Annotated in this window: 16 protein-coding genes; 14 read left to right on the top strand and 2 right to left on the bottom strand. The window is 59.5% G+C overall.

Translation table 11 applies throughout. The annotated features are described in order from the left end of the window. The first annotated feature begins 7 nt into the window (after positions 1-7). The 5 genes from otnK to G9Q84_RS27375 all read left to right on the top strand — a co-directional run bounded on the left by otnK (position 8) and on the right by G9Q84_RS27375 (position 5,468). Positions 8-1,300 (top strand): 3-oxo-tetronate kinase, encoded by a 1,293-nt coding sequence (gene otnK, locus G9Q84_RS27395; protein WP_034105505.1) that lies wholly within the window; start codon positions 8-10, stop codon positions 1,298-1,300. After that, positions 1,297-1,935, top strand: a complete 639-nt coding sequence (gene otnC / locus G9Q84_RS27390; protein WP_032885517.1) for a 3-oxo-tetronate 4-phosphate decarboxylase — start codon at positions 1,297-1,299, stop codon at positions 1,933-1,935. The genes otnK and otnC overlap by 4 nt, the downstream gene beginning before the upstream one ends. Before the next feature lie 131 nt (positions 1,936-2,066). Next, complete coding sequence (locus G9Q84_RS27385; RefSeq protein WP_032885519.1) at positions 2,067-3,527, top strand: GntT/GntP/DsdX family permease; 1,461 nt, start codon at positions 2,067-2,069, stop codon at positions 3,525-3,527. 22 nt (positions 3,528-3,549) lie between these two features. Next, the gene (gene otnI, locus G9Q84_RS27380; protein WP_122753774.1) at positions 3,550-4,332 is read left to right on the top strand and encodes a 2-oxo-tetronate isomerase; all 783 of its coding nucleotides are present in this window, start codon (positions 3,550-3,552) and stop codon (positions 4,330-4,332) included. A gap of 65 nt (positions 4,333-4,397) precedes the next feature. After that, positions 4,398-5,468 carry an alpha/beta fold hydrolase gene (locus G9Q84_RS27375; RefSeq protein ID WP_181644414.1) on the top strand — a complete coding sequence of 357 codons (1,071 nt, stop codon included), beginning with the start codon at positions 4,398-4,400 and terminating at the stop codon, positions 5,466-5,468. Here G9Q84_RS27375 and G9Q84_RS27370 read toward each other — a convergent pair. Beyond that, positions 5,465-6,286 (bottom strand): DeoR/GlpR family DNA-binding transcription regulator, encoded by an 822-nt coding sequence (locus G9Q84_RS27370; RefSeq protein WP_032885529.1) that lies wholly within the window; start codon positions 6,284-6,286, stop codon positions 5,465-5,467. The genes G9Q84_RS27375 and G9Q84_RS27370 overlap by 4 nt on opposite strands. Positions 6,287-6,370: 84 nt before the next feature. Further along, the gene (locus tag G9Q84_RS27365; protein WP_095186410.1) at positions 6,371-7,468 is read right to left on the bottom strand and encodes an oxidoreductase; all 1,098 of its coding nucleotides are present in this window, start codon (positions 7,466-7,468) and stop codon (positions 6,371-6,373) included. Between the two features lie 102 nt (positions 7,469-7,570). Between G9Q84_RS27365 and G9Q84_RS27360 the strand changes: the two genes are divergently transcribed. The 9 genes from G9Q84_RS27360 to G9Q84_RS27320 all read left to right on the top strand — a co-directional run. Further along, positions 7,571-8,506, top strand: coding sequence for a LysR family transcriptional regulator (locus tag G9Q84_RS27360; RefSeq protein WP_122753771.1), 936 nt, complete (start codon positions 7,571-7,573; stop codon positions 8,504-8,506). Further along, positions 8,503-9,366, top strand: a complete 864-nt coding sequence (locus tag G9Q84_RS27355; protein WP_032885533.1) for a LysR family transcriptional regulator — start codon at positions 8,503-8,505, stop codon at positions 9,364-9,366. Before G9Q84_RS27360 ends, G9Q84_RS27355 begins: the two co-directional genes overlap by 4 nt. A 228-nt stretch (positions 9,367-9,594) precedes the next feature. Continuing rightward, positions 9,595-10,020: a VOC family protein gene (locus G9Q84_RS27350; RefSeq protein ID WP_034105550.1), complete on the top strand. Its 426-nt coding sequence runs from the start codon at positions 9,595-9,597 to the stop codon at positions 10,018-10,020. A gap of 160 nt (positions 10,021-10,180) precedes the next feature. Beyond that, positions 10,181-10,960 carry a 5-oxoprolinase subunit B family protein gene (locus G9Q84_RS27345; protein ID WP_181644413.1) on the top strand — a complete coding sequence of 260 codons (780 nt, stop codon included), beginning with the start codon at positions 10,181-10,183 and terminating at the stop codon, positions 10,958-10,960. Further along, the gene (locus G9Q84_RS27340) at positions 10,957-11,898 is read left to right on the top strand and encodes a 5-oxoprolinase subunit C family protein (protein WP_032885538.1); all 942 of its coding nucleotides are present in this window, start codon (positions 10,957-10,959) and stop codon (positions 11,896-11,898) included. Before G9Q84_RS27345 ends, G9Q84_RS27340 begins: the two co-directional genes overlap by 4 nt. Continuing rightward, positions 11,891-12,661, top strand: a complete 771-nt coding sequence (locus tag G9Q84_RS27335) for a LamB/YcsF family protein (RefSeq protein WP_181644412.1) — start codon at positions 11,891-11,893, stop codon at positions 12,659-12,661. The genes G9Q84_RS27340 and G9Q84_RS27335 overlap by 8 nt, the downstream gene beginning before the upstream one ends. Positions 12,662-12,901: 240 nt before the next feature. Continuing rightward, positions 12,902-14,248: an MFS transporter gene (locus G9Q84_RS27330; protein ID WP_181644411.1), complete on the top strand. Its 1,347-nt coding sequence runs from the start codon at positions 12,902-12,904 to the stop codon at positions 14,246-14,248. Between the two features lie 47 nt (positions 14,249-14,295). Next, complete coding sequence (gene accB / locus G9Q84_RS27325; protein WP_181644410.1) at positions 14,296-14,718, top strand: acetyl-CoA carboxylase biotin carboxyl carrier protein; 423 nt, start codon at positions 14,296-14,298, stop codon at positions 14,716-14,718. A gap of 17 nt (positions 14,719-14,735) precedes the next feature. Next, on the top strand, positions 14,736-14,951 hold a 216-nt coding region (locus tag G9Q84_RS27320), incomplete at its 3' end, for a biotin carboxylase N-terminal domain-containing protein (protein WP_274603017.1).

The following is a 14,951-nucleotide window of genomic DNA, read 5'->3' as shown; positions in this document are numbered from 1 at the left end:
ATTGCCCATGAACCTACCTAGCGCACGCCCGTTGCTGGGCTGCATCGCCGACGACTTCACCGGGGCCACAGACCTGGCCAATATGCTGGTGCGCGGCGGCATGCGTACTGTGCAAAGCATCGGTATCCCCAGCGATGAAGTCGCTGCGACGCTGGATGCCCATGCGATCGTGATTGCGCTGAAGTCGCGTACTGTCCCGGCGGCGCAGGCGGTAGCCGACTCCCTGGCCGCCCTTGAATGGCTGCGCGCACAAGGGTGCGAGCAGATTTTCTTCAAGTACTGCTCCACCTTCGACTCGACGGCCGCCGGCAATATCGGCCAGGTCAGCGAGGCCCTGCTCAAGGCGCTGGACAGTGATTTCACCCTGGCCTGCCCGGCGTTTCCGGAAAATGGCCGGACCATTTTCCGCGGTCATTTGTTTGTGCAGGATCAACTGCTCAATGAGTCAGGCATGCAGCACCACCCGCTGACCGCGATGACCGACGCCAACCTGGTCCGCGTACTGCAATCACAAACCACCCAAAAGGTTGGCCTGCTGCGCTACGACACCATCGCCCAAGGTGTGTCACACGTGCGCGAACGGATTGCAGAGCTGCGCGCCCAAGGCATAGGCATGGCCATCGCGGATGCCCTAAGTGATCAAGACCTGCACACCCTCGGCAGCGCTTGCAGTGATCTGCCGCTGTTAACCGGCGGCTCCGGCCTGGCCTTGGGCCTTCCCGACAACTTCCGCCGGGCCGGCAAACTTCGCGACTTCGATCCAGCCTCCTTACCTACCGTACCCGGTGGCGAGGTGGTGCTGGCAGGGAGCGCGTCGATTGCCACCAACGGCCAAGTCGCCGCGTGGATCGAAGCCGGACGACCGGCGCTGCGCATCGACCCTCTAGCCCTGGCGGCGGGTGAGTCGGTAGTGGCGGATGCCGTGGCGTTTGCCCTGAGCAACCCACACACCGTACTGATCTATGCCACCAGCCCTGCGGATGAACTCAAGGCGGTGCAACAGCAACTGGGCGCCGAGCGCGCAGGCGAATTGGTAGAGAACGCCCTGGGAGAAATTGCCCAAGCCCTACGTCAGGCCGGCGTAAGACGCTTCGTGGTCGCTGGCGGTGAAACCTCTGGCGCCGTAGTCACCGCCCTGGGCGTGCGCCTACTGCAGATTGGCACGCAGATTGACCCCGGTGTTCCCGCGACCCTCAGCAACACTGCCGAACCGCTGGCGCTGGCCCTAAAGTCGGGCAATTTCGGCGGTAGAGACTTTTTCGACAAAGCACTTAAGCAACTGGCAGGAGGTGCGCAATGAGCAACGAAAACGCCTTGCGCGAAGAGATCTGCATCGTCGGTCACAGTCTTTATCAGCGAGGGTACACAGTCGGCAGCGCTGGCAACATCAGCGCGCGCCTGGATGACGGCTGGCTGATCACGCCAACCGATGCGTGCCTGGGCCGCCTTGACCCTGCGTTGATCGCCAAGGTCGACCTTACGGGCAAATGGGTCTCTGGCGACAAACCGTCAAAAACCCTGGCCTTGCATCGCCAGGTTTACGATCGCAACCCTGGCGTCGGTGGTGTGGTGCATACCCATTCCACACATTTGGTGGCCCTGACGCTTGCCGGTGTTTGGCGCCAGGATGACATCCTGCCCCCGCTGACGCCGTATCAGGTGATGAAGGTCGGGCATATCCCGCTGATCAACTATCAACGCCCCGGCGCGCCCGATGTGGCGGACCAGGTCGCGCGCCTCGCCAACAGTGTGCGTGGCGTAATGCTCGAGCGCTTGGGCCCGGTGGTCTGGGAAAGCTCAGTTTCCAAGGCCAGTTACGCCCTCGAAGAACTCGAAGAAACCGCACGGCTGTGGCTGATGAGCAACCCGCGTCCGGCGCCGCTGGATGCTGCAGCGCTGGCCGAGCTTAAAAGCGTTTTCGGCGCGCACTGGTAGGCGCCGCTCCCACCCGCAACACCCTTAACAATAAAAACAACAGGACCTTCCAGCATGACCACTATCAAGTTTCGTGTTGATGTTTGCAGCGACAAAAAACCATCCTGCGTTTTCCATGAAGGGCCGCGCTCATGAGCCCGCTTATCCTGATGGCAACCGCAGGCCTAGGCATCGCCTTGCTGCTGTTCCTAGTGCTCAAATACAAATTCCAGCCGTTCGTGGCGCTGATGTTGGTCAGCATTATGGTGGCCCTGGTGGCGGGAGTTAAACCTGCCGATCTGGTCGCCACCATTGAAGGCGGCATGGGCAAGACCCTCGGCCACATTGCGATCATCATTGCCTTGGGCGCGATGATCGGCCGCATCATTGAGTTGTCGGGCGGTGCCGAGGCGCTGGCCAAGACCCTGATTGAACGCTTCGGTAATCGACGCACGCCCCTTGCCTTGACGATTGCCGGTTTCATTATCGGCGTGCCGGTGTTCTTCGAGGTGGGGGTGATCATCCTCATGCCGCTGGCCTACGGTGTGGCTCGTCGCGCTCGCAAGCCGTTGCTGATGTTCGCGTTGCCGATGTGCGCAGCGCTGCTTACGGTGCATGCATTTCTGCCACCGCACCCAGGTGCGGTCGCCGCCGCCAGCCAACTGGGTGCGGACCTGGGCCGGGTGCTGATGTTCGGGCTGCCGCTGACGGCGTTCCTGTGCTACGTCGGCTATCGCGTGGCGGGGCGCATGACGCGCCGCTTCTACCCGATGTCCGATGATATCCGCGCCGAAGTCTACGGCCCGCACGTCACCAACGACGACCTGCGCGCCTGGCAAGACGGCAAAACCCAAGAGGCGCAACAAGGTGCAGAGACCGTCTCGCACATGGGCCTGGAGGAATCCACCAGCAGTATCGTGGCCAAGCTGCCACCCGCCCCTGCGCCGGGTTTCGGCTTGATCGTCAGTTTGATCCTGTTGCCGATCGTGTTGATTTTGCTGGGTACGCTGGCGACGTCACTGCTGCCTGTCGAATCAACCCTGCGCGGCATCATGACCGTGCTCGGTGCGCCCCTGGTGGCGCTGCTGCTCGACACCTTGCTGTGTGCCTGGCTGCTCGGTTCCCGTCGCGGCTGGAGCCGTACCCAGGTCTCCGATGTAATTGGCTCGGCGCTGCCGGGTGTGGCCATGGTGATTTTGATTGCGGGTGCCGGTGGCGTATTCGGCAAGGTACTGGTGGATACCGGCATCGGCGCGGTGGTCTCCGACCTGCTGCGTACCACCGGGCTGCCGGTGCTGGCCTTGGGCTTTTTGCTGACCATGTTGCTGCGCGCCGTGCAAGGCTCCACCACCGTGGCCCTGGTAACCACCGCAGGTATCATCAGCCCGTTGATCGCCACGCTTAACCTGACGCCCAACCACATGGCCCTGCTGTGCCTGGCTATGGGCGGTGGCGGGCTGGCGATGTCGCACATCAACGACGCCGGCTACTGGATTTTCACCAAGCTGGCCGGCCTCAACGTGGCAGACGGCCTGCGGACCTGGACGGTGATCACCACCCTCCTCGGCACGCTCGGCTTCCTTATCACCCTGTTGATCTGGCCTTTTGTCTGATCGTTTTTCATCAGGAGTTCACATGCCTCGCTTTGCTGCCAACCTAAGCATGCTTTACCCCGAACACGCTTTTCTGGAGCGCTTCGCAGCGGCTGCGGCCGATGGTTTTGATGCCGTGGAGTATCTGTTCCCCTACGAATACAGCGCCCAGGTACTCAAACAGCACCTGAGCGACAACGGCCTGGTTCAAGCCCTGTTCAACGCGCCGCCCGGCGACTGGGCGGCGGGTGAACGCGGCATCGCCACCCTACCGGGCCGCGAAAGCGAATTTCGCGCCGGCTTCGACCGTGCCCTGGAATACGCCGCCGTGCTAGGCAATACCCGCATCCACGTGATGGCCGGCCTGCTGCCCTCGGAGCAGCACCGTGAGCGCCATCACGCGGTGTACCTCGAGAACCTGGCTTACGCCACCGCCCAAGCACGTCAGGCTGGCGTGACGGTGTTGCTGGAACCGATCAACACTCGCGACATGCCGGGGTTTTTCCTCAACCGACAGGACCAGGCACACGCGATCTGCAAGGAGGTCGGCGCAAGCAATTTGAAGGTGCAGTTTGACTGCTATCACTGCCAGATCGTCGAAGGTGATTTGGCGGTCAAACTGCTTCGCGACATCAACGGCATTGGCCATATTCAGATTGCCGGCGTACCCGACCGACACGAACCGAACCTGGGTGAATTGAACTACCCCTACCTGTTCGAGCTGATTGACGAGTTGGGCTACGACGGCTGGGTCGGTTGCGAATACCGCCCCAAGAGCGACACCTCGGCAGGGCTGCAATGGTTGCGGGACTGGAAAGCGCGCTAAGTGATCAAGCCCCTGCATACCTTGGTGCGCACGGGCTCCTAAAACAAAAACAATAGGAAATACCCATGCACAGATTCAGTCCACGGCCCGCGGTCGGGCTGTTGTTGTCCCTGGCGTTGATCAGTTCCGCCGTCGGCGCCGCGTCGTTACCGGCCGCGACCGAGGGCGATTGGATCGCCCCGCAGTTCACCTTTCACACCGGTGAAAAACTCGCCAACCTCAAACTGCACTACATCACCCTCGGCAACCCCAAGAACCCCGCCATCCTCTACCTGCATGGCACCTACCGGCCCGGCAGCGATGTGCTGAGCAAGGATTTTGGCGGCGAACTGTTCGGCCCCGGGCAGCCGCTGGACGCCAGCAAGTACTACATCATCTCCACCGACGGTATCGGCGTGGGCCAGTCCAGCAAACCCTCCGACGGCCTGCGCGCAAAGTTTCCCGAGTACAACTACACCGACCTGGTTCAAGCCCAGTATCGATTGGTTACCGAAGGCCTGGGGATCAAGCACCTGCGGCTGATCATCGGCAACTCCATGGGCGGTATGCAAACCTGGATGTGGGGCCAGACTTGGCCTCAGATGATGGACGCGCTGGTGCCCATGGCGTCCCAACCCACCGAGATGTCATCGCGCAACTGGATGATGCGCCGTTTGCTGGTGGAGTCGATCAAGCAAGACCCGGCCTGGAACAACGGTAACTACAGCGCGCAACCGCCGTCCCTGCGCCTGGCAAACGCGATGTTCAGCGTTGGCACCAGCGGCGGCACCCTCGCCTATCAGGCGGCGGCACCGACCCGAGCGCTGGCCGACAAGTTGGTGGATGAGCGCTTGAATGCCGCGCAAACCGCAGACGCCAATGACTTCATCTACCAATGGCAATCCTCCGCCGACTACAACGCAGCCCTAGGTCTGAACAAGATCCAGGCACCGGTGCTGGTCATCAACTCGGCGGACGATGAGCGAAACCCTCCGGAAACCGGACGGTTGGAAGCGTCGATGAAAGAGCTCAAGCACGCACGGCTGCTGCTCATCCCCGCCAGTGCCGACACCCGTGGCCATGGCACCACGAGCATAGCGAAGTTTTACAGCAAGGAGCTGGGGCAATTCATGCAAGAGACTGAAAAGGCGCGTTAGGCTGGCTGGGGGTCGGACGGCAACATCAATTCGACCCCTTGCTTGCGAATCCCATCCGCCGCCGCAGGCGCCAGTGCGTCATCACTGATGATCACATCGAACTGCTCCAACCCGGCAATTTTGTACATGCTGAACGTGCCGTACTTGGAGCTGCTGGCCACCAGCACCACTTGGGACGCCGATTGCATGGCCACCTGCTTGACCTCCACCTTCAGCGCCGACGGTGTGGTGATGCCGCGTCGCAGGTCCCAGGAGCTGGTCGAGATAAACGCGATATCCGTCACCACCTGACGCAGTGTCGCCACCGCCAGGCCGCCGACACAGGAATGATTGGAATGGTCGAGCTGCCCACCGGTATGAATCACCGTCACGTGGGGTGCATCCATCAACGCCTGAACCACGCCGAAGTCATTGGTCACCACCGTCATGCCACTGAGCAGTTTGATATAGGGCACGATCTCCAGGGTGCTGGTGCCGGCATCCAAATAAATAGTCATGTCCGCCAACAGGAGACGGGCCGCGAGTTTGGCCATCGCTTGCTTCTGCGGCAACTCAACCACGGCCTTGACCTGGTGGCTGGGCTCACTGTGAAGCTGGCTGGCAATGCGCACACCGCCCGTCACCGAATACGCCAGGCCTTCCTGCTCAAGCAACGCGATATCGCGGCGCACCGTCATGTGTGAGCAGTCGAACATCTCCATCAACTGGTGAACACTCAGCACATGCTGTTTGCGCAACTGACGCAAGATCAACTCGCGACGCTGTTCAGGAATCATCGGCGCGCCGCTTTCGGCGGCCACGTCCTTCTGGCTTGGCATTCGGTGCTCCAAAGGCTTAGATCGGGTGGCGGTGATTGGCGTACATAGTAGCGAATCCACCCGCCGATCTGTAACTCACTGCACCTAATTCAGCTCGCTGTCCTTGATGTGGGCAATCGGCGCAAGCAACGACGGATCGAAGGGTTCCGGCGCGCGTCCCTCCAGCAACCGTTGTACAAGGTCCGGATTGGCCAAGGCAGCCTTGCCGACAGCGACAATATCTGCGCCAGCCTGCAGGGTTTGTTCAACGCTGCTCAAGTCCTGCACTCCGCCATTCGCAATCAACGCGACACCAGGCGCATAACGGCGAGCCAGCGTTACCAGGCTTGCCTCGTTACCGCTGAAGGCCGGCTGCCAGGCTTGATGCTCCGTCACATGGATGAAGTCGACCCCAGCGTCAGCCAAGCTGCCGAAGATAGTCTGTGCGTCATGTTCCCCACCCGCCCATTTGTGCTGAAAGTCATTGACCTTGCCCTGGGATATACGCACACCGACCGGCGAGTGCCCGACCACCTTCTTCACCGCTGCAATGACCTCAAGCGTCAGGCTCAAGCGCTGGCGAACATCACCGCCCCATCGATCTTCGCGTTGATTGGAGTAGCCCGTCATGAACTGATCCAGCAAGTAGCCGTTGGCACCATGGATCTCAACGCCGTCAAAGCCCGCGATTCCAACAGCCCGTTTAGCCGCCTGGGCAAACCCCTCAATGGCATCCGCGATAGCTTCATCGCTCATGGCCTGGGGCACTCGATACGCCCCCTCGCCGTAATAGAACTTCATCTGTTCGCCTTTCGGGCGAATGGCCGAAGGGCCAGCAGATTGCTCAACAAAACGGTTCGCCTGGCTCAATGCACCGGCGTGCATGATCTGCGCGATTGCTGCGCTCTCATGGCGATGAATCGCCTCGACTACCTCGCGCCAGGCAAGCGCCTGTTCGCTGTCCGTGATACCGGGCTGGTTGAGGTAGCCCTGGGCATACTGCCGATCGGTGTAGATCCCCTCCGTGATGACCAAGCCAAAACCGCCACGGGCAAAACGCTCGTAGTATCGCGCCATCGCAGGTGTGGCATTGCCGCTCTCGCTCGCACTGACGCGTGTCATGGGAGCAAGTGCCATGCGATTGTTCAGCTTAAGAGCGCCCATATCGAATGGCGTTACAATGCGCGAGTTTAGTGCTGTCATGATTTGCCCTCAATTATTCGCCAGCCACGACGATAAGCGTGGCAATCGCCCATTAGAAGCGCACGCTTGCAATAAGGCGCCTTAACGCAAACGGTTATAACCATGCAGATTCCCGAGATAGAGGTGTTCGCTAACGTCGCCGTCAGCAGCAGTTTGTCCGAGGCTGCGCGGCGGCTTGGGCTGTCGGCGATGACCGTCTCACGGCGTCTGGCGGCCCTGGAAAAAGAGCTGGGTGTGCGCCTGGTACACCGCACCACACGCTCCGTCGCACTCACGCCGGAAGGCGAAATGTACCTGCCTTACGCAAAGACCATGCTTGAGGCCAACGAAGCTGCGCGGGCCACGTTGAAAACCAGTGCGGGCAGTGCCAGCGGCACATTGAGGGTCACCGCGCCTAGCGTCTTTGGCCAAACCGTCATCATGCCGCTGCTGCCAGCCCTGCTGGCTGACCACCCAACCCTCAAGGTCGACCTGACGCTATCGGATAGCATCATCGACATCGCCGGGCTCGGCATTGATGTGGCCATTCGCATCGCCACGCTGCGCGACTCGACATTGGTGGCTACCAACCTTGCGCCGAATCCGCGTGTCGTGTGCGCAAGCCCGGCCTACCTGGCGCAATGGGGCACACCGACGGTGCTGGAAGACCTCAATCATCATCGATGCATCGCGTTGCACGGAATGCCCTATTGGCCGTTCACCAACGGCGAGAACGCCGTGGCCATTCGAGCTCAGGGCGCGTTTTCCGCCAACAGTGTCGAGGCGGTGCGCACTGCAAGCAAACAAGGTCTGGGCCTGGCCATGCTGACCTATTGGGATATCCGCAACGAACTTGCTGAAGGCTCACTCGTAAAGGTGAACCTTGAGGATGTGCTGCCCGAGCAACTGTCGATCACGGCAGTGCTACCGACACGTCAACATGTGCCGCACAGAGTGCGCGTGTTCGTTGAGCACCTGGAAAAAGTACTCAACAATACACACAGCGAACCAGACGACCTTCTGCGCCAACACCCCATCACGAATCCAGGTGCACCATGATCAGAGAGTTGAAGACATTTATATGTGTTACGCAGCGGGGCACGTTCGCAGCGGCTGGCCAGCAGGTTGGGCTGACGCAGTCTGCCGTCAGCGCTCAGATCAAAAGCCTTGAGGACAGCTTGGGCGTCAAATTGTTTGATCGTACCGGACGCTCAGCCACGCTCAATTCAGCAGGCCAACGTGCCATTCCCCTGGCCGAGGAAATCCTGCGGCTTTTCGGTCGAATGGGTGCCGCAGACAGCGGCAATGACTTCCACGGCGCACTGCGAATCGGCGCGATCGGCACGGTTCAGACCGGGATCCTGCCGCAGGCGCTGGTGGCTTTGAAGTCACAGGCGCCTTTCATCGAAACCAACCTTGTGCCGGGTGTGTCGTTGAACCTGCTCAGCCAGGTGGACGCTGGCGAGTTGGACCTGGCCATCATGATCAGACCGCCTTTTTCCCTACCCAAGGATCTGCATGCCGAAGTCATCGCGCGCGAGGCTTTCGTATTGATCACGTCCAAAGATGTAGTGGGCGACGACCCGCTGGCGATTCTGGCGGAACAACCCTTTGTGCGGTATGACCGAGGCTCGTTTGGCGGGCGGCTGGTCACCCAGTTTCTCAAGCAGCAAAAAATCCATGTGCATCAGGCACTGGAGCTGGATGAACTGGATGCCATTGTCAAAATGGTACGCAGTGGGCTCGGCGTTTCGCTGGTACCCAAGGCGGGGCTATGGCTCGAACATGCGGATGACGTCAGGGTGCTGGAGTTGCGCCAGCTCACGTTTTTCAGGGAGATCGTACTGGTCTCAAAGTATCGGCAAAAACATTCACCGCTGTTCAACATCTTCCGGACCTGCGTCCTTGATGCGGTGTGATGTCTTCCGAATTCATATGAGCAATAGAAAATCAACCGCGGCACCGCAAGCTGTTGAGCGTTTGTACGACCCATCGTGGTGCAACATGAACAACAATGGTGCAAAAGCCTGCGCTAACGATTTACTCATCGAAATAATTCGTGCTCAGGACTCAGAATTTGCGCTTTTCCCCACTGTGTTTCCGGATAAGAATTGATTCAGATCAAAACAAATCAATAGGAAATCACCGTGAGCCTCTCCCCTTTCCATCTGGCAATTCCCGTCTACGATCTGGCCGCCACACGTCACTTCTACGGTGAGGTGTTCGGTCTTTCCGAAGGTCGCTCCAGCGACCAATGGGTAGACTTCGATTTCTACGGCCATCAACTGGTCATCCACGAGCACCCAAAGACAGCGTCGCAGGAAAGCGTCCACAGCAACCCGGTAGACGGCCACGACGTACCGGTTCCGCACTTCGGCATCATCCTGGAGTGGGCGCAATGGGAAGCGCTGGCAGAGCGCTTGAAAGCGCGCGCAACCAAGTTCGTGATCGAACCCTACATCCGCTTCCAGGGCCAAGTCGGCGAGCAGGCCACCATGTTCCTGTTCGACCCATGCGGCAATGCGCTGGAGTTCAAGGCGTTCAAGGATATGAGCCAGCTGTTCGCCAAGTAAGACGTTGTTCAAGCGACCGTCGCCATTAGAGCGACGGCGCACTCTCAAGCCGTGAAGCCTTGCTGTGTTGCGCCGGATACCTGTGAAAGCTCGTGCTTTCTCTGTCTCGCTGCACGCGCGTGGCCGATGCTTAGCCTGCCGCATGAGGATAGAGAACACTATGTCCGACCTCAGTTGCATTTTGGATGAGCAGCCGAGAGCGCCGCTCTCCACCGTGAAATGGCACTTTGAGCCGTGCGGTGATCGCTGCGTAATCCTTATATTTGGCAGCGTATTTTCCATTGACCTCAACCGCCAGGCCGCCTCGGTAGGCAGCCAATTACGCACTCTGGGCGCACACGGTCAACTGCCGGGCGTCACGGATGTTGTCTCTGCGATGGTGACCGTCGGCGTTCATTACTCTCCTGAGTCAATTGCCTGTCTTTTCCCCGGCGTATCGCCTTACGAATCGATCTGCAAACTTGTGACCGAGCGTCTCAAAGACTCGCACAGTGCTGCCGCAACGACAGTCACCCGCCTCGATATTCCCGTGTGCTACGACCCGGAATATGCCCCGGATCTTGAAGACATTGCACAGGCCTGCGGCCTGACCACCAACGAGGTCATCGCCGCTCACTCGGCCGACTGGCTGGATGTGCTGATGGTCGGTTTCGCGCCAGGCCATCCTTACATCGGCATGCACGACAGCGCCCTGTCGCTGCCGCGTCGCGCAACACCGCGCACGCTTGTAAAGCAAGGCAGCATCGGCATCGCTAACCGACAAAGTGTGATTTACCCGGCTGATCTCCCCGGCGGCTGGAACCTCATAGGGCGTACACCGCTGCCCATGTTTTCTCCCTTGAGTCAGCCGCCGTGTCTTTTACAGGGCGGCGACCAGATTCGATTTGTACCCATTACCCGCCATGAATTTGATCTGTTGGCTCGGGAGAACACGAAGTGACCATCAAGGTAATCAAACCCGGCATGCTCTCAACCTTCCAGGACACCGGTCGCCATGGGTTCCAGCATTGGGGCGTACCTGTGACCGGCGTGATGGATGAAGATGCGCACGCCCTGTGCAACTTGCTGGTCGGCAACCCTCGCACCTTCAGCACGTTGGAAATGACCCTGCAGGGCCCGACGCTGCACTTTCAGGCCAAAGCCGTGATTGCACTCGCTGGCGCAGACCTTGGCGCCGAGTTGGATGCGATCCCGCTCAAGCCCGGCGTGGCTGCCCTGGTGTCTCCCGGCAGCACCTTGAGTTTCGGCAAACGGCGACAGGGCGCCCGCAGTTACCTCGCGGTAGGGGGCGGCTTTTTGCTGCACCCGCTGATGAACAGCACCAGCACTTACTCCCGGGGCGGGTTCGGCGGGCTGCGCGGCCGCGCACTTCAAGCCGGGGATTTGATCCCCATCTGCTCATCGTTTGCCAACCCGCCACGCCTCAGCCCCCGCTCCCACTTTGGGCTGTACGAAGCGGTTGCCTGCGAACAGATAAGAGTGATCGCCGGAAGAGAATGGAAAGACTTTTCCGCCGAGTCCCAAGCGCACTTCTTGAACCATGACTACACCTTGAGCGGTGACTCTGACCGCATGGGCTACCGACTCGATGGCACACCGCTGGCGTTGTCTTCGCCCAAAGAACTGCTATCGGAAAGTGTCACGTTCGGCACCGTCCAGGTGCCCCCTAGCGGCAAGCCGCTGATCTTGATGGCCGACCGACAAACGACCGGCGGATATCCACGTATCGCCCAAGTAGCCAGCGTCGATCTGCCACGGCTCGCGCAGTTACTGCCGGGCGATAAGTTGCGATTCTCTCTTATAGATTTGAGCGCCGCCGAAACCTTGCTGCTCACCCGCGCTCGCACGCTCAAAGCGATGGAGGCCTTCAATGCCTGAAATAGATTTCAACAGCGACCTTGGCGAAGGCTTCAGCATTTATCGCGCAGGCGACGATGCAGCGATTCTGCCCCACCTCACCTCAGCCAATATCGCCTGCGGGTTTCACGCTGGGGATTCGCGCTCGATGCGCTCAACGGTGGCGCTGGCCGCACAGCTGGGTGTGGCAATCGGCGCCCATCCAGGCTTTGACGACCTGCAAGGTTTCGGTCGCCGGATGATGACGCTGTCCGAGGATGAAGTGTACGAACTCATCGTTTACCAAGTCGGTGCGTTGCTGGGCTTTACCAAAGCGGCCAAGGTCGAACTGCGCCACGTCAAACCCCATGGTGCGCTTTACAACTTCGCCGCGGTGCACCGCCCCACTGCCGATGCGATCTGCCGGGCAGTAAAAGACATTGATCCGAGCCTGATTCTTTTCGGCTTGTCGGGTAGCACCTTGGTCACTGCCGCCCAAGCCTGTGGTTTAACCGTGGCACAGGAAGTGTTTGCCGATCGCAGCTACCAGGAGGACGGCACACTGACGCCCCGCAGCCAGCCTGGCGCAATGATCGAAAACCTCCACGAGGCCATCGATCAAGTCATGAACATGCTGCATTTAGGCGAAGTGCGCACCACCCAAGGGACCTGGGTACCGGTGACGGCACAGACGCTTTGCCTACACGGCGACCAGCCTGGCGCTGCAGCGTTTGCCAGCGCGATCAGGCAAGCCCTGCTCAAAGAAGGCATCACCATTCAAAAACCCGCGCGTGCGCGTACCTGAGTGACACCCACAACGTTTACCCATAATAAAAAGGAAACAGCCATGCCTCGTGAATCAAACCCCTCGTTTTAACTGCCGAGCTTAAAACCTCGTCTGAGAGCTGAATAGTCAATGACGGATGCGTCTGGGCGCCTGCATGCCCGGATGAACTGTGCACTGTCGGTTTTCAGTACGTCACTTTCAAGGCAGGCCCCTCTGCCACTTAACTCTTTTGGCCAATGGCCAGAGTGGAAGGTATTTATGTCTCGTGTTCTCTCTGAAAATACGCACTCGTCGCACCTCGACGTCGAGGCACACGCCACCAGCGGTACAACGCAGTCAGCCGTCATTGCCAAGCGCGCAGCCATGGCCTCGGCCACCGGCACCGCCGTTGAATACTATGAATTCAGTATCTACGGCTATATGGCGACCATCATCGCACCTCTGTTCTTTCCGGGTGACAACCCTGCCGCTGCCCTCCTCGCCACACTGGCGGTGTTCGGCATTGCCTTTGTCATCCGCCCGATCGGCGGCGTGCTGCTCGGTCGCCTTGCCGATCGTATCGGTAGACGTCGAGTGCTGCTCAGCACCGTGATCGGGATGGGCACCGCAACTGCACTCATTGGGGTATTGCCCACCACTGCACAGATCGGACTGGCCGCCCCTATCCTGCTGGTGCTGTTGCGACTGTCCCAAGGTTTCTTCGCCGGTGGCGAAGTGGTAGGCGCCGCGGCGTTTGTAGCGGAATCTTCTCCTAACGGCAGACGCGGGTTCTTCGGTTCATTCACACCGCTGGGGGTTGCCGTGGGTGGCGCAACCGGGGCGATTGTCTGCGGTATCACCACCGGGCTGCTCAGTGCCGAGCAATTGCAGGCATGGGGCTGGCGCATCCCGTTTTTCTTGTCCATCCCGCTGGTTATGTTCTCGTTTTATATGCGGCACAACGTTGAAGAAACGCCGGAATTCAAAGCTTTCCTTGAGAAGGAAAAGCCACCGGTAGCGCCGGTCAAAGAGGTATTCAGCAAAAACCTGCCGGCACTGCTGCGGGTCATCGTATTCGCGTCGGCACAGAATGCGGGTTACTTCATCGGGATGGTGTTCATGAACATCTACCTCACGACCTACCTGCACTTCGACAAATCCAAAGTCTACTGGGTGATTGCAGTGATCAGCCTGTGCCTGGCAGCGATGATGCCGTTCTGGGGTGGTTTGTCAGACCGTATCGGTCGTAGGAAGGCGCTGAGTATCGGCTTTCTGGGCTACGCGATTCTGGTGATTCCCATGATGATCCTGATGGACAGCGGCAGCCTCTGGATCGCCGCACTGGCCATGTTCGTCGCGACCCTGCCTATGCCGATCGTTCAATCGGTTGGCTACCCGACTTACGCAGAACAATTCCCGACACGTGTGCGCTACACGGCCATGGCGATCAGCATCAACCTGGGCGCCATCCTGGGCGGCGGCATCACCCCCTACGTGGTCACCTCGATTATCACCAAGACCGGCAATTTACTGGTACCGGGCTATTTCATGGCAGGCGCGGCAGTGTGTGCCTTATTAGCGATTCTCACCTTGCGTGAAACCTCCAAGGGCAACCTCCTTAGATAGTTCGACGCCACGTTACGCCCCCAACCCAAGCATAAGGTTGCAGCAGCATGGACATTGAAAAAGTAAAAGAACTGGTCAAGTTGATCGAAGGATCAGGCTTGGCGGAGATTGATTTCAACGAAGGCAGCAATCGGGTCCGTCTTCGTCGAGACCGTAAACCGGCCGCCGCTCCCCAGGCGGTCGCTCCCTCGCCACTATCCGAGTCGCAGACGGTACAGGTCGAGCCAAAACCCGCCGGCACGTTCATCACGGCGCCGATGGTGGGCGTGTTCTACCGCAAGGCCTCGGCGACTTCGGCAGCGTTTGTTGAGATTGGCCAATCCGTGGCAAAAGGCGATGTCCTGTGCATTGTGGAAGCCATGAAAATGATGAACACGGTGGAGGCAACCTGCAGTGGGGTCATTGAGGCAATCATGGTCGAAGACGGTCAGCCCGTTGAATACGATCAGCCCATGTTCAACATTGTTTGAGCGACGCGGAGGTCAGAATGAGTGAAGTCGCAAAACTGCAAAAAGTAGTCATCGCCAACCGTGGTGAAATTGCTTTGCGTATCGTGCGTGCCTGTAAAGAACTGGACATCAAGACCGTCGCTGTTTACTCGACGGCCGATACCGAATTGATGCACGTGAAACTGGCGGACGAAAGCATCTGCATCGGCCCGCCACTGGCCACGAACTCGTACCTGAAAGTCTCGAACATCATC

Origin of the sequence: Pseudomonas sivasensis (assembly GCF_013778505.1) — a bacterium.
Taxonomy (GTDB): Bacteria; Pseudomonadota; Gammaproteobacteria; order Pseudomonadales; family Pseudomonadaceae; genus Aquipseudomonas; species Aquipseudomonas sivasensis.
Note: the sequence above shows the minus strand (reverse complement) of the source record. Positions and strands in the feature narration are given on the sequence as shown.